Source organism: Labrys sp. (in: a-proteobacteria), from assembly GCF_047605565.1.
Classification (GTDB): Bacteria; Pseudomonadota; Alphaproteobacteria; order Rhizobiales; family Labraceae; genus Labrys; species Labrys neptuniae.
This window is the reverse complement of the sequence record NZ_JASGFM010000038.1, coordinates 25,419-50,145: the sequence shown is the minus strand read 5'-3', so window position 1 is coordinate 50,145 and position 24,727 is coordinate 25,419. Positions and strand designations below refer to the sequence as shown.

Below are 24,727 nucleotides of genomic sequence, written 5' to 3'. Positions count from 1 at the left end.
GCATTGTCCAGGGAATTGACTTGCTATGTGAGTTTAATTATCGGCTATGGCATTGTTTCGCACTTGGCAATGTTAAGGTCTTTGCGCAACGATCTTAGATCTTTGCGTGCCGATGAAATCTTTGGTGACGGATGATCGCGGCGTCCCAAGCCCTGACTCTGGGGTAGAGGGATGCCGAACGTAGACGGAAAGGCTTTGCCGATGAGCATAGTTTCAAGCCAGCGCGGGCAGGCTGCCGGCGGCGAGCTCAAGGCCATTCGCGTGCGCGATTTCCTCGAAAGGGACAAGGTTACCCTCGACAGCCCCGACAGCCGCCTTTCGATGGACGATATCCTGATGGAAGGTGAGTTCATGCACCGGGAATTGCGCCCGGGCCTATTCCTGCATGGCGGCAACGTCGTTGAGGAACGTGCCTTTACGGTGACCTCGCATCTGCAGCCGGGCCTGTCCTGCATCTTCTTCGTGGACGGCAAGGTGGGGCTGGGGATTGGCGACCGTCATTTCGAGTTCCGAGGCGGCCCGCGCGGGGCGATGGAAGGCGTTGCCATCATGAGCACCACGCCCGAAATCTTCCGCAGGATTTCGCGGGAACGCCAGCATGTGCGTCATCTGGTGGTGTCCGCCTCGCCGGAATGGCTGCAGATCGAGGGCCTCGAGGCCGTGCATGGCGAGGGGCTCGTCGCCGGCCTGCTCAAGGATCATCTCGGCGAGCATCGCTGGACGCTGATGCCGCGCCTGGCCGAACTGGTGCGGCAGGTCATGACGCCGACGGCGTTTGCACCGGAATTGCGCAATCTCTATCTGGAGGGGCGCGCCGTGGAGATCGTGGCCGAGACCATCGCTGCGGCGACACGGACAGATCGCAGCCGGAGCGCAGGCGGCACTTTGGCCCGCCAGGATCTCGTCCGCCTGAGGCGCGCCAAGGACCTGATCGCAACCCATCTGGCCGAGCCGCTCAGCATCGATGCGATCGCCCGGGAAGCCGGGGTCTGTGCCAGCGGGTTGCAGCGGCTGTTCCGGCTGGGCGAGGGTCATAGCGTCTTCGACTATGTCCGGCGTATTCGACTGGAACATGCCCATACCGCCCTGTTGTCGGGCGAGACGAGCGTCCAAGAGGCCAGTGAGCTGGCTGGCTATGCCAGCCCGGCGAATTTCGCCACAGCATTCCGGCGACAATTCGGTCTCACTCCTCGCGAGGTATCGGGCCAGTGCCGGGCCCATTGAGACCATCGGACGATCCTTGGACCCGCTATAGTGTCAGGCAACCAGCCGGTCCCGCAGGAACGCCGCGAGCTGCCGGGCGGGATTGCTCGGTTCTTCCCCCAGGAACAGGCCGAAATGGGCGCTGGGCGGTGCCGGCAGGCGAAAGCGGGGTGCCAAGGTTTCGCAGTCGGCAGGGAGCGTCTCCGGCAACATCAGGCTGATGCCGAGACCGGCACGCAATGCGCCGACCAGCGCCGCGAACGTGGTGACGTGGCAGGCGATGGTCCAGGCGATGCCGGCTTCGGCAAAGGCGACGGCCGTCATGTCCTGCCAGGTGCAGGATTCCTCGAAGGCGACAAAAGGTACGGGCGCAGCGTCGGACAGGTCGATGAGGCGGCTGCCGCCCCAGACCAGCCGCCGGGACCAGTGGAAATGGGGCGCCGAACCGAAACGGGCGGGATCGCCGATGACGATGTCGCAGCGGCCTTCCCGCACGGCGCCGTCGAGTTCGGGACTGTGGGCCGTCATCAGGTCGAGCTGGATCTTGGGATACTGCTGCCGAAACTCGGCGAGTGCGAGTGGTAATGGCGTCATTGCGAGGTCCTCGACCAGGCCCAGCCTGACTCTGCCGGCCAGTTGCCGGCCCTCGATCTGTCGCCGCGCATCGCTGGTCAACGCGAGCAGGCGCCTGGCATAGGCCGCCAATGTTTCGCCGGCCTGCGTCAGCGAGACGCCGCGCGGCGTCCTGTCGAGCAGTCTGGTGCCGAGATCGCCTTCGAGCCGCTGCAACTGCATGCTGACCGCCGCCTGCGTCCGGGACAGCCGCTCGGCTGCCGCGCTGATCCTCCCGGTTTCGGCCGCGGCAAGCAGAGCCCGCAGGAGATAAGGATCCAGATCTCGATCCATAAATTATCCTGATGTCTATATCATCATTATAAGGATACTTTTTAACCTCTCGATCTGGCAAGCCCATTCCGTCACATCGCCGGAAGGGAGCCTTGTCCATGCTCAGCCAGATTTTTCACGAACTCGGCCTGACACCGCCGCGGGTTGTCCGCGCCGACCTGCCATTCGAGCCCTGTGTGCGTATCGGCGACATCGTCTACATCTCCGGCCAGATTCCGGAACGCGGCAAGGAGATCACGGCCATCGGCAAGGTCGGCGACGGCGTGAGCCTCGATGAGGCCCGCAAGGCCGCCGAACTATGCGCTGCCAACGTGCTGTTCTGGCTCGACAGGGAGCTTCAGGGCGATCTCGATCGGATCGTCCGGGTCGCCAAGCTCACCGTCTATGTCAATGCCGCGGCCGGGTTCAGCCAGATCTCGCAGGTAGGCAATGGTGCCTCGGAGCTGTTTCTCAGGATCCTCGGATCCCGAGGCGAGCACGCCCGTTCCGCCTTGGGAATGGCGGGGCTCCCTTTGGGCGTCGCCGTCGAGGTCGATGCCATCGTGCATGTGCGCTGAACGGATGACGCAACAAAATATTGGATAGAAACATGAATCTCGGAATCGAAGGTAAGCGGGCCCTGGTGCTCGGTGGCAATAAGGGCCTCGGGCGCGGCGTGGCCGCCCGCCTGGCGGCGGAGGGGGCGGTCGTCGCCGCGGTTGGACGCGACGCGGCAGCACTCGAGACGACGGCCGCGGAACTCCGCGGCGTCTCGCCGTCCTCCTTCGGTATTCGTGCCGATCTCGAAAATCCCGCCGATGTCGCAGCCATGTTCGAGCGGATCGATCTCGAATGGGGCGGCGTCGATATTCTGCTGCTCAATGGCGGCGGGCCGCCGCCTTTCGGTGCCGGCGAAACGGATAGCGCACGATGGCATCGACAGTTCGATGCTCTCTTCCTGACGGGCCTGGGCATCGCCGCCCATGTCCTGCCGGGTATGAAGGCAAGGCGCTGGGGCCGCATCCTCGTGGTCTCATCCACAAGCGTGCGGGAGCCGATCAGGGGACTGACGGCCTCGAACGCCTTGCGGGCGGCGGTGGCCGGCTGGGCCAAGAGCCTTGCCAACGAGGTGGCGGCGGATGGCGTCACCGTCAACCTCCTGCTGGCCGGCCGGCTCGATACCGAACGGACCAAGGTACTCGACCGCCTCGATGCCGAGGCGCGCGGCGTGGATGCAGAGGCGATTGCGGCGGAGAGCCAGGCCGAGGTTCCGATCGGGCGCTATGGCACCGCCGATGAATTCGGTGCCGTTGCCGCCTTCCTGGCCAGTGACCTCGCCTCCTATGTCACGGGCGCAGCCATTCCGATCGACGGCGGCCTGGCTCGGGCTATCCTCTAATTGGGGAGCAGCCCCAACCGCTGCCGCGCACTGGCCATGGTGGGGCCACCGGCCACCACCACCGACATGTCGGTTCCCCTGACATCGGCGCGGGCCAGTCCGACGATGCGGCCCGTTTGGGGCGTGCTTTTGGCAAAGGAGAACGTCAGCTCGACCGAATTGGCCCGTTTACGTGCGCCGATGAGGTGGCCGTCGATTCCCGCCAGGTTCGGGGAGCCCTCGCTAAGCAGCCGGAGTGCCTGGAGGAGCTTGGCATCGGTAAGAGAACGGTTGGCCATCACGCCCCGGAAACCCAGTGCGCTGCCGTTCGGCAGGGAAGCGGTTCCGGTCATCACGAAGCCTGGCCCACCGCAGCGTGCGCTCCTGCAGATAAGCCCTTTGGTGAGACGCACGCCCGACGGCGCGTAATATGCCAGATTACGCGCTTCCTCCCAGCCTCGCGATGCCAGGCCGGCATCGGTGGCCGGTGAGAGCGATACGCGTCCCGCACAGGAGGCTAAAGCAAGGCAAACAGCAAAAATACCGAGAAGACGGATCAAGAGAACCCCCAAGGCATAGAACAAGTAGTGTATTCTACTACGTCACCAAGCTAGGGGTAGTTTCCGTCACGAGCAAATGATTTCGAAGTTCAGATCAACGCTCGGCGATAAAAGAACAGGGCAAGAAGATTTCTACTCCGCCGCAATCGGAATGCTGACGCCGGGCTCTTCCTCGAACGGGGTCTCCAGCTCGACGAACTTGTCGGGGAAGAACCCATTGAAACGGGTGCGCAGGCCGAGCGAATAGGCGCCGATATGGCCGATCTCGATCCAGTCGCCGGTGTCGATTGTCTCGGGCAGATAGAAGGGGCGGGTCAGGATGTCGACGGAATCGCAGGTCGCACCGCAGATGCGGAACGGCAACAGCTTGTCGGGCGAGCCGTTGCGGCGCTTGCGGGCGGGATCGGGAATGAAGCGGGTCGGCAGCAGGAGCTTGCCCGTCCATGAATCGGAGAGCGAGGCCCAGACACCGTCATTGATGTAGAGGCGCTGGCCCTTCTTGAGCAGCACGCGCACCATCACCGACAGGCAGCGCGCCACGATCACCCGGCCGGGCTCGGCCACCAGCGGCAGGTCGTCCAGCTTCCAGTCGGCGATGTCGGCCCGGATCTGGCGCATCAGCGCCTCGGTCGTCGGCGTGCCCTGGTTCGAGCCCTTCTTCTTGGGGTCGAGGCCATATTGCGCGGGAAAGCCGCCGCCGATGTCGAGGCTGACGATATCCTCCTTGATGCGCGAGCGCACCCAGGCGACGGAGGCCATCGCCCGTTCATAGGTCTCCGGATCCTCGACCTGGGAGCCGACATGGAAGGCGATGCCGGTCTTGAAGCCGATGCCGGCCATGCGATCGAGCAGCTCGACCGCATGGGTCGGCGTGGCGCCGAACTTCTTGGAGAGTTCGTAGGCAGCCGCGCCCTTGGTGGCGAGGCGCAGGAACAGCGTAATCTCCTCGGGCGGAATGTCGAGGGCGCGCACGATGCGCAGGATCTTGGCGACTTCGTCCTCATGGTCGAGCGAGAGTTCGCGAATGCCATAGGTCTCCAGCGCCAGGCGGATATGGGACTGCGCCTTGACCGGATGCATATAAAGGAGTTCGCAGTTCGGCGAAGCGGCCCGGGCTGCTTCGAACTCGGCCGGGCTGGCGACGTCGAAGGAGGTGATGCCGGCCTCGGCCAGCACCTTGAGGATCATCGGCTCGCCATTGGTCTTCACGGCATAGGCGGTCTTGCCGGGAAACTGGGCCATGAACTCGCGCGCATCGGCCGCCAGGACCTGCGGTCGGAAGCCATAGACCGGTTCGTCCGGGCGGAGTGCCAGCGCAGCTTCGCGGGCGGTGGTGAATTTCTGCATGGCCGAATCGACGCCCCGTTTCGTGATCCATGTTTAAGCCTGTTCATGGCTGCTGCAAAACAACCGTGTTTCCTGACAGAAATGTGACAGACGAAGGCGATCATGTCGTCTTGGGGGCAGCAGCAAGCCGAGCGATTGCCAGGCCGCCTTGCGAACGGCAGCAATTGGGGCCCGGCCCCATGGCTTGGTGCTTGACGGCTGGCCTCAGCGCGGACAGATTCGCATGAGTTGCTGATTTAAGGATTCTCATCATGCGTATTGCCGGTCTTGCCGCCGTCCTGCTGGCTGCATCCTGTGCGCCGGCGCTTGCCGCCTCGGCGCTGGAAAAGAATTTCTGGCTGTCCGGGCCTAATTACGACGCCGTCCTGCCCCATTGCGCCGACAAGGCCGTCTCCGACCAGATCGCCGCGCGCTTTGCCCGCAAGGAAGCGAATTACTGGCATTCCAACCTGGCGATCCAGCAGATCGACCGTCATCGCCAGGTCGCCTTCCGGCCCTGGGGCGCGAGCTACATTCCGCGCCGCTTCTGCGTGGCGCGCGTGCTGACCAATGACGGGCATTATCGCCGCGTCTCCTATGCGATCGCCGAGGATACCGGCTGGATCGGCGCAAGCTGGGGCGTGGAATGGTGCGTCGATGGCACCGACCACAACCTAGCCTATGCGCCCGCCTGCAAGATGGCGCGTCCGTGATCCGTCTCCTGCTCGCGGCCATTGTCATGGTGGCCGCGAGCAGCGGTCTCGCCGCGCGTGAGATCCGTGGCGGGGCACCGGGCGATTTTGACCTTTATCTGCTCGCGTTGACCTGGTCGCCGGGCTTCTGCGCCACGGGTGGCGCGGCCAAGCAGCCCGACCAGTGCGATATCGGTTCGCGCCTCGGCTTCCTTGTCCATGGCCTGTGGCCGCAGGGGGAGCGCGATTTTCCCACCGAGTGCAATCCCGGTGCCTTCGTGCAGCGGCGAGACCTCGCCGCAACCCGGGGCGTGATGCCCTCCGAAGGCCTGGCCCGCTATGAGTGGCGCAAGCATGGCACCTGTTCGGGCCTGTCCCCGACCCGCTATTTCGAAGCGATGGCGACGCTCTATCGCCGGATCGTCGTCCCCGAAGCCTATCGGGCCCCGGGGCAGGACAGCCGGGCCGCACCGATCGAGATCGGGCGGGCCTTCTCGCAAGCCAATCCCGGCCTGCGGCCCGACATGATGACCGTGGTCTGCAGCCGGGGCGAGCGTGGCAGCGTGCTCACGGAATTGCGTATCTGCCTGAGCAAGGATCTGCGCACTTTCCGGACCTGCCCGACGCAGCTGCGTTATCAGGGCTGCCGGACGCGCGACATTCTGATACCAGCGCTGAACTGACATCGCTTGGGGGAAATCGACATGGCTCTATGGCTCAAATTTGCAGGCGTGGGGGAAGGGGAGGCCGAGGCAGGCGCACCTAAGCCCGAACGGCTGGAAGCCGGCGATCCGGCCTTCCGCACCTGGAACAGCTATGAGAGCGCCGATGGCAAGACCTTCTGCGGCATCTGGGAGGCAACGCCCGGGCGCTGGCGCATCGTCTACGAGGAATGGGAGAGCTGTACCTTGCTCGAAGGCCGCTCCATCGTCACGCCGGATGGCGGGGCGCCGGTCGAACTGGGCCCTGGCGACACCATGATCCTGGAACCGGGTTTTGCCGGCAGCTGGGAAGTGGTGGAGACGACGCGCAAGAGCTACGTGATCCGGATTTGAACGCCGCTTTTAGGACGGGACATCGGTCTCGTCTTCTCTCCGCTTGCGGGTGGGGAGGATCGCCTCGTCGTGCCCAATTGCCGGGCGTGCCGTCTCGACATGACCCTGCCGGTCCAGTCATGTCGTGGCCTACCTCGATCGTCTCCGCTGCGGATGCCGACGTGCGGGCGACCTAAGCCGTGGACTTCTGCCTGCCATGCCGCCCGGCTGCGATTTCCCCTCTTGCCACTCCAGTGGCTTCCCGGCGATATGGGCTGGGCGGAGGTGACAGGTACAATGGCAGCAGAGCAGGGCGGCACCACCAGTTTTCTACGTGAGCGCGATGGTCATGAGGCTCGCGTTTCCTATGCGGAACTCTTCTTCGATCTCGTCTACGTCTTCACGGTGACGCAGCTTTCCCACTCGCTTCTGGAGCATCTTTCCTGGGGCGGGGCGCTGCAGACCCTGGTCCTGTGGTTCGCCGTCTGGCTGGCCTGGCAATATACCTGCTGGTTCACCAACTGGTTCGATCCGGAGAAGACGCCGGTCCGTATCTGCCTGTTCGCCTTGATGGCGCTCGGGCTCGTGATGGCAGCCGCCTTGCCGGAGGCCTTCGGGGAACGCGGGCTGATCTTTGCGATCTGCTTTGCGGCCATCCAGGTCGGGCGCACGGCCTTCGCCCTGTTCAGCCTGGGTGCAGGTACCCCGATCTCCCGCAATTTCCAGCGCATGATCGGCTGGAACCTGATCGCGGCCTGCATCTGGATCGCCGGCGGCCTCGCCGAGGGCGAAACCCGCATCGTCTTGTGGATCGTCGCGGTGGCCTGCGAATATTTCGCCCCCTGGTTCGGCTTCTGGCTGCCGGGGCTCGGCCGCTCCGATCCCGGCAAGGAATGGACGGTGGAAGGCGGCCATATCGTCGAGCGCTGTGCGCTCTTCGTCATCGTCGCGCTGGGCGAATCTGTCCTGGTCACCGGAGCCACCCTGGCCAAGTCGGCGGCCTGGGATGCCCCCAGCCTGATCGCCTTCTTCGTCGCCTTCCTCGGCTCGATCGCCATGTGGTGGGTTTATTTCGACATCTCCACCAAGGATGCGACCGAGGCGATCGTCGAATCCGACAGGCCCGGACAGATCGCCGCCTATACGCATTATCTGCATGTCGTCCTGATCGCCGGCGTCATCGTCACGGCCGTCGGCAACGATTTGTCGATCGCCCACCCCGCCCATCACGTCGATTTCGGTGGCATGGCGGTGATTTTCGGCGGGCCGGCGATCTATCTGCTCGGCAATGCGCTCTACAAGCGCCTGATCTATGGCGGCGTGCCGATCACCCATGTCGTCGGCCTGCTGGCGCTCGCCATCACCGCGCCTTTCGCCTTCATGACCGATCTTTTGATGATCAGCGGCATCACCACCCTGATCGTGCTCGTCGTGGCGATCTGGGAGGGTTATATCAGCAGGAAAGCGAAATCGAAGGCTCCGCAACACGCATCATGAACTATCGCCATGCCTTCCACGCCGGCAACTTTGCCGACGTCCTCAAGCATATCGTGCTGGCGCGCATCCTGACCCATCTCAAGGCCAAGGAAGCGCCGTTCCGCGTGATCGACACCCATGCCGGCACCGGGCTCTACAGTCTGGAAGCCGAAGAAGCCCGCCGCACCGGCGAATGGCGGGATGGCGTCGGCCTGATGGCGGCAAATCCGCCATCGGTGCGGGTCGCCGAACTGATCGCACCCTGGCACGATCTCTGCCAGGGGCTGATGGCCCAGTCCCCGCCGCTCTATCCCGGCTCGCCCTGGCTCGCCGCCGACCTGACGCGCGACCAGGACCGCCTGGTCTTCTGCGAAAAGCATCCCGAGGATGCCAGCCGCCTGCGTGGCAATTTCGCCCGCGGCAAGCGGACCAAGGTGACGGAGGGCGATGCCTGGGCCTTGCTGCCCGGCCTGCTGCCGCCGCCCGAGCGGCGGGGCCTCGTCTTCATCGACCCGCCTTTCGAGGAGGACAACGAGTTTCGCGCCATCGCCGAGGGTCTGGCGCAGGCGTTGCGACGCTGGGCCACCGGCATCTATGCCATCTGGTATCCGATCAAGGGCATGCGCGAGGTCGAGAGCTTCGCCCGCAAGGTGGCGGCATTGCCCGCCGGTCGCATCCTGCGCTTCGAACTCAGCCGCTACACCGTGCAGCGCATCGACCGCCTGAATGGCTGCGGCATGATCATCCTCAACCCGCCCTGGAAGCTGGACGAGGAACTGCGGGCGGTGGGCGACTATCTGGCTCCGCTCTTTGCCAAGGAAGGCAACGGCCTCATCCGCCTCGATTGGCTGAAGGAAGAAGAAAAGCGCTGATCCGCCTTTGAGGAGGAATCAGGCCAGGCGTGTCTCTCCCAGCGACGCGATGGGGCGGGCGCTGGCCGACAAGGTGGCCCGCGGCGCGAAGTCGATGAACAGCGGCAGGCTGGCGGCACCCAGGGCATGGGCGATCGAGCCGAAGGTGCCCAGCCGCAGCACCGGTGCGCTGCGTGCCTCGGGAATGGCCGCGGCCAGCGCGGTTTCTAGTCGCGAGACGATCTCCTGCATGATCGGCGCCCCGAGGTCGCCGTCAATGACCACATTGGGAACGTCGAGCAGAGCCTGTGCCGACAGGACCGGCCCGACCAGGGCGTCGACGCAATCGGCGATCCATTCTTCCAGGGCCGCCGGATTGGCGGCGATGGCTGCCGGCAGATCGTGCGGGCCGACGATCTTGCGGCCATGCCAGCCGAGATGGCGCATCAGGGCGGCAATGGAGGCCCGCGCCAGCAGAATGTCATAGGGGCCCTTGGGCGGAGGCACCGAGGCCAGGCGGGAGGGCGGCACCGGCAGCATGGCGACGTCGCCGGCATTGCCCTGGGCGCCGCGGCGATAGTCGCCGCCCAGCACCACGCCGCCGCCGATCGCCGGACCGATGAAGAAATAGACGAAATCGTCCGATTCCCGGCCAAAGCCGTAAAAGAGCTCGGCGATGGCGGCGGCGGTGCCGTCATTCTCGGCATGGACGTCGAGGCCGGTCAGGCTCTGCAGCGCGGCGGCGAAGTCATAGCCTTCCCACAGCGACAGCGTGTCGATCTCCAAATTGAGCCGATCGAGCCAGGCTCCGAGATTGTAGGGCTGCGCCAGGCCGATGCCGAGCACGCGTCCGGGGGACAGGCCGTCGGCGATGGCCTTGAGATCGGCGACGTCGGCCGCGACCACGGCCAGGGCCTCCTGCGGAGCCGGCAGGGGATAGTCATGCGAACGCTTGTCGATGAGATGACCGCCGAGATCGACCAGGGCGGTCTCGATGCGGTTGCGGTCGATCCGCACGCCGATGCCATAGGCCCCCGTCGGCTCCAGGCGCAGCAGCGTCGCCGGCTGCCCGCGCTGGCCGTGATAGCGTTTGCCGACAACGGAGATCAGCCCGAAGGCCTGCAGGTCGGAGACGATCTCGCCGATGGCGGTGTTGGTCAGGTTGGCGGCGCGGGCAAGGTCGGCCTTGGAGGCTTCGCGCAGGCGTCGCAGGCGCTGCAGCACGACACGATGGTGGTAGTGACGGATGCGCGCGGAGGTCAATCCGCGTTCCGCCATCGACGCGGGCGCCATGGCTTCCTCCCCCTTACCGCCTGGAGCAAGACACGTTCGGGTGTGAACGCTTGTTTGCTCCCACTTTCTGGGCGAGCGCATAGTCGCCACGCCGCTCTTTATTCATTGCCGTTGAGTAAATTCAAGAAGAGCGAAGGTGTCAAGCATCATGCGGGACCGTGCCGTCCGGCGCGTCAAGGAACCGACGCAGTCCTTGTCCCGTTTCCCATGGTCGCACCCGGATTGACGCCGGGCAGGGGGTATTGTCAGATCATTGACAGGTTCTGCCTGAGCCGGCGCACTATGGTGAATGGATCATGCAATTCGATTTCAAGGGCAGGCTGGTGCTGGTCAGCGGCGGCACCAGCGGCATCGGAGCCGCGATCGCGGCAGGATTTGCCGAAGCCGGCGCTTCCGTCGTGGCCGCAGGCCTGCCCGGAGCGGCCGCGCCTGCCGGCGTCGAGACGGTGGAGCTCGACGTCAGGGATGGTGCGGCCGTCGCCGCGCTGGCCGGGCGTTATCAGCGTCTCGACGTGCTGGTGAATGCCGCCGGCATCATCCGGCGCGGTGCCGAGCATGAGCCGGAGATCTTCGAAGAGGTGATCGACATCAATCTCAACGGCACGATGCGCCTTTGCGCCGCCTGTCGCAGCGCCCTGGCGGCTTCGGGCGCGGGTGCCGTGGTCAATCTCGCCTCCATGCTGTCTTTCTTTGGCGGCGGCCTGGTGCCGGCCTACAGCGCGAGCAAGGGCGGCATCGCCCAGCTCACCAAATCGCTGGCCATCGCCTGGGCGGGCGAACGCATCCGCGTCAACGCGATCGCTCCCGGTTGGATCGAGACGCCGCTCACAAGGGCGCTGGTGGAGGATCCCGCCCGCAGCGGCCCGATCCTGGCGCGTACCCCGCTTGGGCGCTGGGGCGTGCCGGCGGATCTGGTCGGGCCCGTGCTATTCCTGTGTTCCCCCGCTGCCGCTTTCGTCACGGGTACGATCCTGCCCGTCGACGGCGGCTATCTGATTGGATGAAGCCATGACCGTGCCCGACCGCAAGCTCGACCAGAGCCGGATGCCCTATCAACTGCCGATGCCCGCGGAGGCGGCCCCCGAGATCGTGGTGCCGCATGTGCTGCCCCATGACGAGCGTGTCTGGGTGCCGCAGATGGAGAATGTCTGGTTCCGCCCGCTCTGCCTGCATGCCGGGCAGGGCTATTGGGTCAACCTGCTGCGCGTGCGCAAATCCGGCGTGCTCTCGCGCCATCGCCATCCGGCGCCGGTGCACGGCCATGTCCTGAAGGGGCGCTGGCACTATCTCGAGCATGATTGGGTGGCCGAGACCGGCTCCTATGTGTTCGAGCCGCCTGGCGAGACTCATACCCTCGTGGTGCCGGAGGATTGCGAGGAGATGATCACCCTGTTCCACATCACCGGCGCCATGATCTATGTCGATCCCTGGGGCAAGGTGACGGGGTTCGAGGACGTCTTCTCCAAGATCGACATGTGTCGGGCCCACTATGCCGCCAACGGCCTGGGCGCCGACTATGTCGAGCGTTTCATCCGGGGCTGAAACGCTTATTTGGGGGCAGGGTGCTGCGGCGGCGTGGCGGGCTTGCTGTCGCCATGCGGGCGAGGCACCATGGCGAGCACGGCAGTCTCGAGCGACTTGTCGCGGTGCTTCAGGCAATAGCCGCGCAGATGGGTGCGCAGGGCGACCGGATCCGTAAGGTCGGCAAGGGAGCGTTCGCTGCCGAAGTGCCCGGGATTGGCCTTGGCATAGCCTTCGATATAACCGCCGGCCCAGGCGATGATCTGGCTGTCGAGGATATCGCGGCGGCGCACGGCGAAACCGCAGCGCATGTCGCCATAGTCGACTGCCTGGCTGACGGGCACATGCGGCTTGGCGGGTGCCGGGGGCTTGACCGCCGCAGGCGCGGCGTCCTCCGGCTTGGCCGGCGCCGTCTTGTCGGCGGGGGGCTTCTCGGTCGCCAGCGCCCGTGGAATCGGGAGGCTGCCTAGACAAAGGGCGCCTGCCAGGAATGCTGCCATCGTCACGCGCACATTTGCCTCCATCGCATTGATTTGCTGCATCATGCTGCGCAAACAAAAGGGCGGCCGCAAGGCGTTGTGCCCAGCGTAGGAGCGCAAATCTTCGACAGGGCGGGCACTGGTCCCGCGGGAGGCATGGAAGTCCGGTCGGGCATCGAGAATCTGGCTGGGGCGGGAGGGTTCGAACCTCCGAATGGCGGAATCAAAATCCGCTGCCTTACCACTTGGCTACGCCCCAATCGGTGCGGCTCATAACCGGTTCGCCGGAACGCTGCAAGGCGGGAGCGTAAAAATCACCTCCCTAAATTCATTCCGCAAAAACGTCATATCCTGCTTGCGGCTCGCCTATGATCCCGCTATAGACCCGCCCACGACTGGAATACGGAGTGTGGCTCAGCCTGGTAGAGCACTACGTTCGGGACGTAGGGGTCGCAGGTTCAAATCCTGCCACTCCGACCAGTCGATTTTCCCGAGATCCAATCCTTGATTACTAAGCCATAGACGCCGCTCATCGTGGCGTTGGCGCATGTGCAACCGCCTGTCCAAGCCGTCGTACTGGTACGCGAAGCAGCATCGCGATGTCTTTCTTGTTGAAAGTCATGATGATACCGTCTTCGACAAGCGCATAGCTATTGTCTCGTGAAGTATGGCGGAGCGGGTGCCTCAACGCTCCACGGCTGTTACATGGGTAACTGAATACAGTGTAACAACTTTATGACAATGGCTCGGTGCCGAATAGATTGCCGCTTGTTTAAGCTTTGTCGTTATTCCGTCTCCGGCGTAGAGATATTGTCTTTAATGTGGCATTTGGATATCTGTGCGATTAACGATTCGTTATGAGGATTGGGAATGCGGAAGCTGCTGGGCGTAGGCCTGCTTGTCCTGCTGGGTGGCTGCTCCAGCCCTTCCGACGGCCCGAGTGCCGGAAGTTTCCTGAATGCGCGCCAGCCTTATACGAATGAGCGCGTTCCGGTCATCGACATCACCTATGCCGCGCAGACGGCCCTGGCTCCGGGCGCCGGTGCCTCATCCTTTGCGGCAACGCCCGGTCTGTCGACGTTGCGTTCGGCCGGATTTACCGGCACGCAGATCAGTCGCGGCGACGTCCTGCAGATCACCGTGCTCGATACCGGCGAGGACGGTCTGTTCTCGCCGACGAATAGCAAGACGCTGGATCTCGGCCGCTTTACCGTCGACGACAACGGCTCGATCGACATTCCTTTCGTCGGCAAGCAGCGTGTGGCGGGCTCCTCGCCGGAATCGGTGCAGAAGCGCATCGTCGGCAGCCTCAAGGGCTCTTCCGTCAATCCCCAGGCGGTGGTGACCATCGTCGATCGTCCGAACAGTGCCGTGGCCATTTCCGGTGCGGTGCGGGCCGCCGGCCGCATGCCGATGGCTTCAGGCAAGGAACGCATCCTCGATGTGGTGGCGAGGGCCGGCGGGGCGACCGGGCCCGCCAACGCGACGACGGTGACGGTGATTCGCGGCAATCAGCGCGCCGACCAGAGCCTCGACCAGGTAATGGCCGATCCCAAGCAGAACATCTACCTGCAGCCGGGCGACCAGGTCATCCTGGGTGGCAATACGCCGAGCTTCACCGCGATGGGAGCGTTCAAAAGCGCCGGCGAGTTCAATTTCGAACCGGGCCAGTTGACCTTGGCGCAGGCCATCGCACGCAGCGGCGGTCTGCTCGATGACCGGGCCGATTCGCGCTACGTCTATCTGTTCCGCAAGCGTGCCTATTACTGGACGACCAAGGATTGCGTGCTGGTTCGGCCCTCGCCCTATGGCAGCGGCACCATGCCGCCGCGCAGCAATTGCCCGGAAGCCATGGCCTCGCCGCCACCGCCGCGTGCCGTGATCTTCCGCATCAATATGAGGGACGCTTCCAGCCTCCTGATGATGCAGCAGGTCCAGATGGAGAGCGGCGACATGCTGTTCGCCAGCAATGCCGGCATGGTCGATTTCGCCAAGCTCTTCACCGTGTTCCAGAAGAGCGTGCCGACGGCGGCGGCCCCGCAGCCGACCGGAGGAATCCCGTCCAGCCCGCCTCCCGCGCCGGGTGTGTCCCTGAACCTGCCGTCCCGCTGACGCAGGCAGGCCTCAGGAGGCTTTTTGGATTGCGTGCAGCATCGCCAGGGCGATGCCTGCCGATGACGGCCTTTCGTCCCGATCGGGACAGGCGAGTTGCCCGGCAAGTTTTCGCAAGGGCTCTTCGGCCTGGGGTGGATCGGCACGGTCTTCCAGCAGCACCCGCAGGATCCGCCCGCAGGCATAGAGGTCTGCCCGGCCGTCGAGGGGCTCGCCCGCCTGCTGTTCGGGGGCGCTGAAGCCGTCGCGGCCGGCCTTCGCCAGGTCGACATCGCCATGGCGCCGCCCCGCTTCCAGCGCGATGCCGAAATCGGCGATACGCAGCGTGGCGAGATCCTCGCCGTCATAGAGCAGGTTGTCCGGCGCAAGATCGGCATGCACCAGGCCGGCTGCATGCACTGCCTCCAACCCCGACAACAGGGCTGCGGCGATCCCGGCCACCTCGTCACGGCGGAACGAGGCTTTTCGCATCCGCTCCGAGAGGCTGGAGGGCAGCCAGTCCATCAGCAGCGCCGGCCGGCCGTCGGCGAGCCGCAAAGCGGCAGTGGCGGCGGCGACGTGGCGGTGGCGCAGTCTGGCGCCGAAGCCGGCCTCGCGCAGCAGGAGGTCGCGGGCGACGACATTGTCGGCCTGGTCGGGCCGCAGCGTCTTGAGGGCGTGGCGGGTGCCGAGATCGCGATGGCGCAGGCGATGGATCTGCGTGAGAGCGCCCTCATGGACCATTGCTTCCAGGGCGAAGCTGTTGGCGATGAAACCTGGCTCCACCGCATCCAGCCTGTCGAGGCGCCGATCAAGCGCATCGCGCACGCGATCGGCCAGCAGACGGGTTTCAGCGGGCGTGCGTGGTTCAGCGCCGCTCCGGCTGAGGGCCTGCCACAACGCGGCAAAGCGGGTGGCGATCGCCTCCAGGTCATCCGGCGGCAGTTCGCTGCTCATGTCGCCTGGACAGCCACGACGATGGCGCTGACATTCTCCCGCACATTGGCGATCAGGGCCTCCTGAACCAGGGCGGCGGCGGCCTCCTTCGCCGGCTGCTCGGCGATGTTGGCGGCGATGCTGCGCTCGTCGAGGACACGCGCGAGCGCCGCACTGCAGAGCAGAAAGCGATCGCCCGGCTGGGCCCTGTCGTGCACGATCTCGGGCACCAGTTGGCGGGGCGCGCCGATGCTGCGCGCGAGCGCGAAACGCAGACCGATCTCGACATGGTCGCGCGTCAGGCAGCGCATCATGCCCTCGCGCATCAGATAGCAGCGGGCATTGCCGGCCCAGATCACGGCGAAGTCGCCGTTCTCGAGGGCGAGGGTGACGACGCTGGCGCTTGGAGGCTCCAACGCGCCCGGGAAGCGAATCGACTGCACCAGGCTATGCGCACGCCCGAGCTTGCCCTTCACATCCTGCACAAGGGTTTCGAGCGTATCGGCCGGCGAGACATAAGCCAGCGTGTTGGTGACGATCTTGGCAGCCTCCGCTGCGCCATTGCCATCGCCGACGCCATCGGCAACCGCGAAAAGGCGCGGATTATCGGAGACCAGCAAGGCGTCGGCATTGATCGACAGGCGCGTGCCGGCATGCGTGGCATAGCCGCGCTCCATCACCAGTGCCGGCAACGGAGTTGCAGCCATGGGCGGGGCCGTCGTTTCGGTTCTCTCGGCCGGCGGAGGCGGTGAGGGCGGACGAGAGGGCGGCTTGACGGTGGGGGTGCCGCCTTTCAGCAGGCGTACGAAATCGCCGGCGCGTGGTGCCCCTTGAGTCTTGAAGCCGCTGGCCCGTCCGGTGCCGCTTTCAACGGTCCACCACAGCGAGACGCGGCTATCGGCAGAGCCGGGTGGTGGTGGCGGCACCGGCCGGGCCTGGGGGAGGCGCAGGCGCTTCAGCCCGCCCAGAAAGGCCGTGATGTTGAAATCGCGCAGTGTCGAGGTCTCGGCAATCGCTTCGGCGGCGGTGAACCAGCTCTCGTCGAAGCAGAAAAGGCGTGCCGGACCGTCATAATTGCCAAGCCGGGCTGCGATCACCAGCGGGAAACTGCGGCCGACCCTGTCCTTGCTCGGCAGCAGGATGCCCACCATGGTGGCGTGCCCCCACAAGGATCGCTCGATCACGAAACGCCAGGGCGGGGAGGCATGAAACAGGTTTTCCCATTGGGCGCCGAGCGTCTGCTCGCTTTCCTGCAGGCCCGATTGCAGCCAGTTGACGAGTTCGGTCTCGGCCTGGCGACCGAGACCGGTCGAGACGAAATCGCCATGGCTCGGCACCTTGCCGAAAAAGCCGATGCCGTCATTCTCGGACGAGGGAGGGTGAGAAGCGCCGCGCTGACTCATCACCCGCCCTCAGAATTGCGAAGGGCAGCGGAAATCCGCCAGCGCCTTTAGGCGGTAGGGATTGAGCGTACCGCCGAACTGCACCCTGAACTCGGCGCTCCTGCCGTCCTGACTGAAGCGGGCCTTGAACAGGTCGGTTCCTTCAGCGGTGATCACGGCCTTGTCGAGCAGCCGGAAGGTCGCCCATTCGCCGGTTACCTGGATCTTCCGGTTGAAGTCACCGGGAGGCATGTACACCCAGGATTCGGCCTTGGTGTCCTTCGACGGCCATTCGAATGTCTTGGCCTGGGCGTTGCTCTTGAACAGACGGACGCCCTCGCCGGCCGTCGTGAGGACGGCCATGTCGGTCGCATCGTTGAGAGACAGGCCGGTCATGGTAATGCGGATCGAGGGCATCTCGCCGTCATTCGGGAAGAAGGCCTTGCGGATCTCGTCGGCATTTTCGAACTGGGCCAGTGCCTCGCTTGCCATCCCCTCCGCCCCGGGAGCACCCTTCCAGCGCCAGGGACTGGCCGAGGTGTCGACGAAGGCCTGCAGTTCGTTCTGGAAGAAGCTCGGGAAAAGCCCCTTGGGACCGAACAGTCGGGCAAAATCCGTCAGTGCCATGTCTTCCCTGGCAGACCGATCGAAGGGATAGCGTCCAGCCATGATGGTGGAGCAAAGCCTGGCGCCATCACCAGCCCATTTGTCGGCTGCCTCGTTGCGGGCGGTCTTGGACGCCAATGCGCCGACATCCCCGACAAGGCCTGCCACCAGATCGTCGATCGGGGGCGGCAAGCGTCGGCTCTCTTCCGCCAGGGATTGCACGGCGGCGGCAAGCTGGCTGTCGGTGTTGAAGATCTTGTTCACCGGCTGTGTCGATCCTGCAGCCCGCGAGAGCTGGGTATACATGGCTCCGAGCAGGGGTTTCAGGGCCTGGATCTGCGAACGTGGCTTCTCCGAGCTGCTGGTTTCGCTCTGCTTGGGGGTTTCCAGTGCTTCGCGCAGGCGGCCATAGGGATCGGGGACGCTGATCGTGCTGCTGTTCAAGGCAGTGCTCTGGCTACCCTGCTGGGCCAGCGCCACGGAGGCGCTCGCCTGGGGCCTGAGGTCGGCGGCATTGGCGATGGAACGGGCCAGGGATTCGATCGGGCCTGGCTCGCTGGAGAGGACGCGAAGCGTATCGGCGGCATCGGCCAGTGACTGGAACGGTTTGATGTTCAGATCGGCCAGGAGGCTCGCCCAGCGTTTCTCATACTGGTCGAAATAGAGCTGCAGCGCAGCCAGGGACAGGCTGTCCACCGTCATGCCGCCGCTGGGCGGCTCGCCGCGAACCCAGTGTTCGTCCAGCGCCTGGCGCGCGGCTTCGGCGACCTCCGGCAAAACGACGGAGCGATAGCCTTCGCCGGTGAACAGGCCGGGAATGCCTTCGCGCAGCGCAGCCTTGGATTGGCGCTGGAACACCCGTTCGCCGAGCGGGCCGAGCGCATCGGCGGGCACCCAGGGTGCCAATGCGCGCACCTGCCGATTCTCCTCCAGGATGTCATAGGCCCGTGCCGCCAGGCTCTGCCCGCTGATTGCCTGCCGGGCCTTGGCGACCAGGGTCTGGTCGATGTCGATCGGCGGCAGTCTCCTCGCCACCAACTGCTCGACATGCTGGAGAAGTTCGCGGCGGGCGGCCACCCTTCCCTCGCCGGGATAGAGGGAGTCGAAGATCTGCTCGGCCTCCTGCGAGGCGAATTTGGCATCGATCTGGCCCAACCCGCCGAGCATGCCGTAGAGCTTGAGGGCATCGAAGGTCTGGCGGACATTGGAGGTGTCGCCCAATTGCTTCTGCAACTGCACCATCAGGCGCGGCAGCAGCAGCGAATTGAGGGCGCGCTGATAGGCCTCGCGCTGCCGGCCGGCGATCTTGTCGCTCTGGTCCAGCCCGAAGCCGACCTGCCACGTATCTGACCCCGAGAAGCCATCGGTCACGCCTCTGATATCGTTCAGCGCCGGGAGAATGCGCAGGAAATCGGTGTCGTTGACGTCGCGTACCGGGATGCCCTGCACCAGCTTCTCATAGGAGCTGATACGTTCGTCGGCCTGCGCCAGGGCGCGGGAATTCTGGAAATAGGTTGCGATCCAGCTCGAGAAGACCACGCCGAGCACCACGGCCGAGACACCATAGGCGATACGGCGCAGCATCAGCTGGCGGCGGGTCAGCCGCTTGTCGCGCGCCACGAGCGCCGCCTCTCCGAAGATGACTTCCTTGAACAGGCGCGGCAGGAAATAGCTGCGGCGCATGCGTGGAGCACCGGCCGCGCCGGGCACCTCCGCCTGCGTTCCAGAGGCGAAATAGATGCCGCGCAGCAGCGGGGATTCGACCAGCTTCGATCCTGCGCAAAGTTCCACCAGCACCTCGTGCAGGCGCTCCTTGAGGGCAGCGAGCTCGGCGGGGAAACGGAAAATGCGTCCACGTATCTCGCTGTCGGGTTCCTGCTGCAGGCGCTCGATCAGCATGGCGTCGACACGTTGCTGGAGCAGGCTGAATTCCTCCAGGAAACGCTCGGGCAGATCGTCGGCCTTGTAGCTCTCGTCCAGACCGAAGGTGGTGCCCCACACCTGTTCGCGGTCGCTGGCATTGAACCCGTCGAAGAACTCCACGAAGCCGGTGAGCAGGTCCGATTTCGTCAGCACGAGATAGACGGGGACGCGGGCCTGCAGGTATTCGTCGAGCTCCGACAGGCGCTGGCGGATGGCGCGCACCTCTTCCAGCCGTGCCGTGGGCTCGCGGGTCAGGATGTCGGCGATCGACAAGGTGACCAGGGCGCCATTCACCGGCTGCGAGCGGCGGTGCTTCTTCAGAAGGGTCAGGAAGCCTTCCCAGCCGGCCTTGGAACTGCCGTTGAGATCGTCCTGGGTGGTGTAGCGGCCGGCCGTATCGATCAGGATGGCCTCGTCGGTGAACCACCAGTTGCAGCTACGCGTGCCGCCGATGCCCTGCACGGAATTGGCGCCGAGCGCATCGCCCAGCGGGAACTTCAGGCCCGAATGGGTGAGGGCGGTGGTCTTGCCCGAGCCGGGCGCCCCGAAGATCACATACCAGGGCAGTTCATAGACATAGCCGAAGCGTTTCTTGGTGACGCGGCGCAGCAGTGCCAAGGCCTGTTTCAGGCGGTCGCGGATTTCGCTGACCTCGGCCTGCTGGCTGGCGGCGGCTTCCGCCTCCGCACTCTTTTCGAGGTCGGCGACCAGCGCCTTGTCGCGCTTGCGGGCCCGGTAGATGCTGATGCCGATATAGGCGAGGCCGGCAACCAGCACGATGCCGATGGCGATCAGCCGATTGGTCGCGCTGGCAAGCGGATAGAATTCGCCATAGCCGATGAGGTGGCCGTAGAACCAGATGATCAGGCAGAGCGCCGCGATCCAGACGATGGGCAGGAAGCGCTGGCCGAGCAGCGTGCCATAGGCTTCGACATAGGAGCGGATCGTATAATAATAGCTGAGCGGGTTCATGGCGTGGCGCCTCCCGGCCGTATGACGCTGCGATCGACAACCGGCAGGCTCATCACGAGAGGCGAACCGGTATAGCCATCCTCGGGTTTGCCGATCACCAGGATCTCCGTGCGGCGGTTCTGCGCGCGTCCCGAGTCTGTATCGTTGGAGGCGATCGGTTCGGCTTCACCCCGGCCTTCGGTGGTGATGCGGTCGCGAGCGTAGGTCTTCAATATGTTGCCGACGGCGTCGGCCCGCTCTTCTGACAATTGTTGATTGTCGCGGATGCGTCGATTGCCGTTGAATGGCCGGTTGTCGGTGTAGCCAATCACCCTTGCGCTGAATTGAGAAGCGGCCAGGGCGACGCCGATCTTGTCGATCAGATCCTGAAAACCGGGTTTGACGTCAGCCTTGCCCGTATCGAACAGGCCGGCATTGTTGATGCGGACCAGCACCTGGCCATTGTCGTTCCACAAGGTCACGAGCTTCTTGTCGACCTCCGGCTGCAGGAAGTTCATGAATTGCCGGATGCGCGTTACACCCACAGGTTCCGGGGGAATCTCCGCTTTGGCCTGGACCTGGACTGGGGCAGGATCCTTCGCCTTGGGAGGCGGCGGGATGAAGATGCTGGGCGCCTCGTTGGGCGGCAGGTTGGCCAGGCGCGTGAAAGTGCCGTCCGAAGCCCGGTCGAGCGACAGCGAGAAGAAGAGGTAGCCGAGGCCGAAAAGCAGCGCGAGGATGCTGAGCAGCGTCCAGAGCGCCGCCGCGGTGCGCAACGGCTTGTGCCTGGCGATGACGCCGCGCCAGTGCGGCGACAATTCCCGCTCGAAGGCGCCATATTGGCCGAGCAGCGTCTTGTAGAGGCTGTCGCGGATGCGGCTGAGTTCGAGCGCTCCGCGCGGCGAGACGCGGGTGCGGCCTTCGAAGGCGAGCGAGAGGCTGAGATAGATCAGCAGCAGCAGATCCTTGTTGGCGCCCGGGCTCTGGTGGAAATGGTCGAGCAGGTCGAAGACCTTGTCACCGCCGGTGACGTCCATGTGATAGGTCGAGACCAGGCCCGAGCGGGCCCAGCCGGCGCGCACGCCCCAGGGCTTGCTGAGCACCACGTCGTCGACGGTGGCGCAGACGACATAGTGAGCAGCGCGCGCCCGCTCCGGGCTGATGCGGGCGCCGGCGAGATCGCGCTCATAGCGGTTGATCGCTTCGGTGGTGGTGCGGCGCAACTGTTCTATGTCGGGCTGGTCCGCGGTGTGGCGCAAGGCATGGGCGAGATTGAGCAGGGGTGCGGCCGAGGCCACGATGGTGGGGACTTCCTCGCCGCCGAAGCGGAAATTGCGCACCAGCGTGTCGGCCGACCAGCCGCCCGAGCGCAATGGTTCGGCCGGACCCGCGGCATCCTGCGGCGCATCGTCCAGCATCTCGGCCATCTTGCGGGCGACCTGCTGCTTCCTGGCGCCGTCCTCGGTGAGCTCGACCACCGTCGGCAGGGACTGCCAGGGGGCTGTCGTTGCCTTGTTCATCGGCTGGCCTCCTTCACTCCCTCAGGGCCCAGAGCTCCATCTCAAGACCCGGAAAGTCGCCGGCGAGATGGAGGGCGATGGCGCCCGACGTATCGAGCTGTTTCCACAGCGGGTTCTTGGTATCGAGCTCGAAATAAATGGTGCCCGAACGATAGGGCAGCTGGCGCGGCAGCACCGGCAGCGGCCGGACGGGAATGCCGGGCAGGGCGACGTTGACCAGTTCGGCGATGCGCTCCACCGGGCCGACCTTGATCTGGGCCGGCAGGCGGCGGCGCACCTCCTCGGCCGGCATCTCGGCCCTGACGGCCAGCACGAAGCCGGCATCCTTGAGCAGGGTCCGGTCGTTGATCGTGCCCACACGCACGCCATGCCGGCGTTCGGCGAGCTCGATAGCGACGGCCGCCTGTTCGAGCACGGCCGAGAGCGAGGTCCTGAGATCGTCGAACACGGCGGCGAAGGTCGCCTTGAGGTCGTCGTGCCGATAGGGCGGAAACTCGCTGGCGCGCTTGGAATCCATGGTGAAGGTGGCGAGTTCCCCGGCGAGCTGGATGCAATGCTCGTAGAAGGTCATCGGATGGATCCGCGTCGCATTGGCAGCGATGTGGCTGAGCAGCGGATCGGCCCGGTTCAGGATATGCAGCAGGAAATAATCGCCGACTTCGGCCGTGCCTCGGATGGTAGGATCGCCGATACGTTCGGCGATGGCCGCCGCGCGGTGGCGCACGATACCGAGGAGTTCGGCCATGAGTTCGCTGAGCCGCGCTTCGGCTGCGCAATTCAGGCACGGGGCGATGTAGTCGGGATCGAGCAGCACGGCCTTGTCCGAGCGCACCTCGATGATGCGGGCAAGGCCGATCAGTTCGTAGCCGGCGAGGTCGTCGCCGCTCTTGAGATAACGCAGGCTCAGCCGGCCGACATCGATGGGCGCCATGAAGTCGGTCTCGACATTGGCGTCGGGCGCTTCGTAGTGCGAGGCGACGAAACGCACCCCCGACGAGGAAGCCCCGCCATTGACGGCGATGTCGGCGCGCCCAGGCCGGCGGGCCGGCAGCGCCAGATAGATGATGGCGTTCTTGGTGGCCTCGTCGAGCTCGAGCGGCGGTGGCAGGTCGGTATCGAAGGGCGCTTCGAACGGCGTGCCGTCGGGCAGGGTGCCGCGCAGATTCGCCAAGGCGAACTGCCCGATTGCCAGGGCACCGCGATCGATGCCGATCTCGGCAATGCCCCAGGGGTAGGCGGCAAGCTCACGCGTGGTCGCTCGAACGAGCCGCTCCGTCCAGCGGTCGGCCTGCTGGAAATGCTGCACGCGAAGGAACATTCCCTCGCTCCATGCCACCCTGTTTTCGTTTCTCATGCGACTTCGTCGTCCTTGCTTGTCGTGCTGTGTGCGGTGCTGTGCCCGGTCCTGGCCGGCTCGCTGCCGCCTGGTTCGTTCCTAGCCGGGTCGAGGGAGCGCAGCATTGCCCTGCGGAACAGGTCGCGGACGGAGAGATCCCGGCCGTCGGCCTCGAATTGCTGGCGATAGGCTTGCCAATAGGCGCCGTTGCGGCGCCAGGGCAGGCCCATGGCACGGGCATCGATGCTCGCCTCGACGATGCGTGGCTCCAATTGGGGGCCGACTTCGCGGACCAAGGTGCCGAGCGCCTCCGCGAGTGCCTGTTGGCGCGCCAGCAGGGTTTCGAGCCGTGCCAGCAGGGCTTCCTCTCGAGTGAGGCCGAAGACGTCCGGTGCTGGTGCCAAGGCCTCGGCGCCGATCTCGAAGGTGACGAAGGCCTTCTCGAGCGCTTCTTCGCATTGGGCGAGCAGGCCGTCGCAGCGCGGCAGCCAGGAAGAGGGAGCGGCCATGGCGGCCAGGAAATCGGCGGGCTCCTCGTCCGGCTCAGTGGGCACGACCACCTGCCTTCCGTCGTTACTTGCCGGTGCTGCCCCGCTGCCATCCTTGCTGCGGTCGCGGGCCATGGGTACGGACACGAAAGTGGCCCGGCCATGTTCGAGGCGGTTGCCGTAGTCGAAATCCTCGTTCCAGTCATCCGGCAGGACCGCCTTGATCGCCCTGGGATCCGGTGGCCCACTCCAGCCGATCTCGACATGACGCGAGGAGGGAGCGGCCTCGCGCTTGCGTCCCGCGGGCTGGGAGGCTTTCGGCTGCTCCAAAGGCCAGTCGTCGGAAAGACGCCCGCCCATCACGCCGGTCGCCGTCTGCCCGCCCGGCGCGATATCGGCAAGGATGGCGGTGATCGTCAGGTTCTCCGAACTGACGGCGAGTCCGGCATCGGGGTCGACGATGTCGCGGTCGGCCTCGCCGGTGACCGATACCGCGAAGGCATGGCCCCCCAGTTCGAGGCGCGTTTGATGCCGGAGGCGAGCAGTTTCGCCCTCCAGGACCAGCACGCCGTCCACGCGGGTACCATTGGCGCTTTCGTCGCGCAGCAAATAGCCGTCGCGATCGCGCAGGATGGTGCAATGGAGCTTGGAGACGGTGCGGCCGGCGTCAGGCACTTGCCAGTCGCAATCGACCGATCGTCCCAGCGTCCGGCGCCCGCGTTCCAGCACCCAGGGTGGCGTGCCCGCCCCGGCTCCGTTTGCTTCGACCTGCTTGAGTTCCAACCGCATGGCCATC

22 protein-coding genes and 2 tRNA genes are annotated in these 24,727 nt (G+C 65.2%); 12 read left to right on the top strand and 12 right to left on the bottom strand.

Annotated elements, in window-relative coordinates; genetic code table 11:
• Positions 1-201: 201 nt before the first annotated feature.
• A complete protein-coding gene (locus QM672_RS25855) occupies positions 202-1,224 on the top strand; it encodes a helix-turn-helix transcriptional regulator (RefSeq protein ID WP_415086040.1) in 1,023 nt (340 codons plus the stop codon).
• Between the two features lie 33 nt (positions 1,225-1,257).
• On the opposite strand, the gene QM672_RS25850 is transcribed toward QM672_RS25855, so the two are convergent.
• Positions 1,258-2,109 (bottom strand): LysR family transcriptional regulator, encoded by an 852-nt coding sequence (locus QM672_RS25850; protein ID WP_415086038.1) that lies wholly within the window; start codon positions 2,107-2,109, stop codon positions 1,258-1,260.
• Positions 2,110-2,207: 98 nt separating this feature from the next.
• Here QM672_RS25850 and QM672_RS25845 point away from each other — a divergent pair, with 98 nt between their 5' ends.
• Together QM672_RS25845 and QM672_RS25840 are read left to right on the top strand one after the other, a co-directional pair.
• Positions 2,208-2,666 carry a RidA family protein gene (locus tag QM672_RS25845; protein WP_415086036.1) on the top strand — a complete coding sequence of 153 codons (459 nt, stop codon included), beginning with the start codon at positions 2,208-2,210 and terminating at the stop codon, positions 2,664-2,666.
• A 32-nt stretch (positions 2,667-2,698) separates the two neighbouring features.
• Positions 2,699-3,487, top strand: coding sequence for an SDR family oxidoreductase (locus tag QM672_RS25840; protein ID WP_311933491.1), 789 nt, complete (start codon positions 2,699-2,701; stop codon positions 3,485-3,487).
• Here QM672_RS25840 and QM672_RS25835 read toward each other — a convergent pair.
• Positions 3,484-4,026 carry a hypothetical protein gene (locus QM672_RS25835; protein ID WP_311933489.1) on the bottom strand — a complete coding sequence of 181 codons (543 nt, stop codon included), beginning with the start codon at positions 4,024-4,026 and terminating at the stop codon, positions 3,484-3,486. The genes QM672_RS25840 and QM672_RS25835 overlap by 4 nt on opposite strands.
• 132 nt (positions 4,027-4,158) lie before the next feature.
• Entirely contained in the window at positions 4,159-5,373 is a 1,215-nt protein-coding gene (locus QM672_RS25830; RefSeq protein ID WP_311933487.1) for an alanine racemase, read from the bottom strand.
• Between the two features lie 251 nt (positions 5,374-5,624).
• On the opposite strand from QM672_RS25830, the gene QM672_RS25825 reads away from it, so the two are divergent.
• From QM672_RS25825 to QM672_RS25805, 5 genes are all read left to right on the top strand, one after another.
• Entirely contained in the window at positions 5,625-6,065 is a 441-nt protein-coding gene (locus QM672_RS25825) for a hypothetical protein (RefSeq protein WP_149254242.1), read from the top strand.
• Entirely contained in the window at positions 6,062-6,727 is a 666-nt protein-coding gene (locus QM672_RS25820; protein WP_415086033.1) for a ribonuclease T2 family protein, read from the top strand. Before QM672_RS25825 ends, QM672_RS25820 begins: the two co-directional genes overlap by 4 nt.
• Before the next feature lie 21 nt (positions 6,728-6,748).
• Entirely contained in the window at positions 6,749-7,099 is a 351-nt protein-coding gene (locus QM672_RS25815; protein WP_311933483.1) for a cupin domain-containing protein, read from the top strand.
• Positions 7,100-7,375: 276 nt separating this feature from the next.
• The gene (locus tag QM672_RS25810) at positions 7,376-8,575 is read left to right on the top strand and encodes a low temperature requirement protein A (protein ID WP_415086031.1); all 1,200 of its coding nucleotides are present in this window, start codon (positions 7,376-7,378) and stop codon (positions 8,573-8,575) included.
• Positions 8,572-9,426, top strand: coding sequence for a 23S rRNA (adenine(2030)-N(6))-methyltransferase RlmJ (locus tag QM672_RS25805; RefSeq protein WP_415086029.1), 855 nt, complete (start codon positions 8,572-8,574; stop codon positions 9,424-9,426). The genes QM672_RS25810 and QM672_RS25805 overlap by 4 nt, the downstream gene beginning before the upstream one ends.
• A gap of 18 nt (positions 9,427-9,444) precedes the next feature.
• On the opposite strand, the gene QM672_RS25800 is transcribed toward QM672_RS25805, so the two are convergent.
• Entirely contained in the window at positions 9,445-10,698 is a 1,254-nt protein-coding gene (locus tag QM672_RS25800; protein ID WP_311933475.1) for an ROK family protein, read from the bottom strand.
• Between the two features lie 296 nt (positions 10,699-10,994).
• Here QM672_RS25800 and QM672_RS25795 point away from each other — a divergent pair, with 296 nt between their 5' ends.
• Together QM672_RS25795 and QM672_RS25790 are read left to right on the top strand one after the other, a co-directional pair.
• A complete protein-coding gene (locus QM672_RS25795; protein WP_367624124.1) occupies positions 10,995-11,702 on the top strand; it encodes an SDR family oxidoreductase in 708 nt (235 codons plus the stop codon).
• A 4-nt stretch (positions 11,703-11,706) separates the two neighbouring features.
• Positions 11,707-12,240: a 2,4'-dihydroxyacetophenone dioxygenase family protein gene (locus tag QM672_RS25790; protein ID WP_415086026.1), complete on the top strand. Its 534-nt coding sequence runs from the start codon at positions 11,707-11,709 to the stop codon at positions 12,238-12,240.
• A 5-nt stretch (positions 12,241-12,245) separates the two neighbouring features.
• On the opposite strand, the gene QM672_RS25785 is transcribed toward QM672_RS25790, so the two are convergent.
• Both QM672_RS25785 and QM672_RS25780 read right to left on the bottom strand, forming a co-directional pair.
• The gene (locus QM672_RS25785; protein ID WP_415086024.1) at positions 12,246-12,725 is read right to left on the bottom strand and encodes a hypothetical protein; all 480 of its coding nucleotides are present in this window, start codon (positions 12,723-12,725) and stop codon (positions 12,246-12,248) included.
• A gap of 157 nt (positions 12,726-12,882) precedes the next feature.
• Positions 12,883-12,957 (bottom strand) — tRNA-Gln (locus tag QM672_RS25780).
• 144 nt (positions 12,958-13,101) lie between these two features.
• Here QM672_RS25780 and QM672_RS25775 point away from each other — a divergent pair.
• Positions 13,102-13,178, top strand: a tRNA-Pro gene (locus tag QM672_RS25775).
• A 390-nt stretch (positions 13,179-13,568) separates the two neighbouring features.
• On the top strand, positions 13,569-14,810 hold the full coding sequence (locus QM672_RS25770) for a polysaccharide biosynthesis/export family protein (RefSeq protein WP_311933468.1): 1,242 nt from the start codon (positions 13,569-13,571) through the stop codon (positions 14,808-14,810).
• A 12-nt stretch (positions 14,811-14,822) separates the two neighbouring features.
• Here the strand turns inward: QM672_RS25770 and QM672_RS25765 are convergent, their stop codons facing one another.
• Genes QM672_RS25765 through QM672_RS25740 form a run of 6 tightly spaced genes read right to left on the bottom strand, consistent with a single transcriptional unit; the run spans position 14,823 to position 24,720 of the window.
• Complete coding sequence (locus tag QM672_RS25765) at positions 14,823-15,746, bottom strand: protein kinase domain-containing protein (protein WP_415086022.1); 924 nt, start codon at positions 15,744-15,746, stop codon at positions 14,823-14,825.
• A complete protein-coding gene (gene tagF, locus QM672_RS25760) occupies positions 15,743-17,128 on the bottom strand; it encodes a type VI secretion system-associated protein TagF (RefSeq protein ID WP_415086020.1) in 1,386 nt (461 codons plus the stop codon). Before tagF ends, QM672_RS25765 begins: the two co-directional genes overlap by 4 nt.
• Positions 17,129-17,137: 9 nt before the next feature.
• On the bottom strand, positions 17,138-20,608 hold the full coding sequence (gene tssM / locus QM672_RS25755; protein WP_415086018.1) for a type VI secretion system membrane subunit TssM: 3,471 nt from the start codon (positions 20,606-20,608) through the stop codon (positions 17,138-17,140).
• The gene (gene icmH / locus QM672_RS25750) at positions 20,605-22,107 is read right to left on the bottom strand and encodes a type IVB secretion system protein IcmH/DotU (protein WP_415086016.1); all 1,503 of its coding nucleotides are present in this window, start codon (positions 22,105-22,107) and stop codon (positions 20,605-20,607) included. Before icmH ends, tssM begins: the two co-directional genes overlap by 4 nt.
• Positions 22,108-22,120: 13 nt before the next feature.
• On the bottom strand, positions 22,121-23,461 hold the full coding sequence (gene tssK / locus QM672_RS25745; protein WP_311933462.1) for a type VI secretion system baseplate subunit TssK: 1,341 nt from the start codon (positions 23,459-23,461) through the stop codon (positions 22,121-22,123).
• On the bottom strand, positions 23,458-24,720 hold the full coding sequence (locus QM672_RS25740) for an FHA domain-containing protein (protein WP_415086013.1): 1,263 nt from the start codon (positions 24,718-24,720) through the stop codon (positions 23,458-23,460). The genes tssK and QM672_RS25740 overlap by 4 nt, the downstream gene beginning before the upstream one ends.
• Positions 24,721-24,727: the final 7 nt, after the last annotated feature.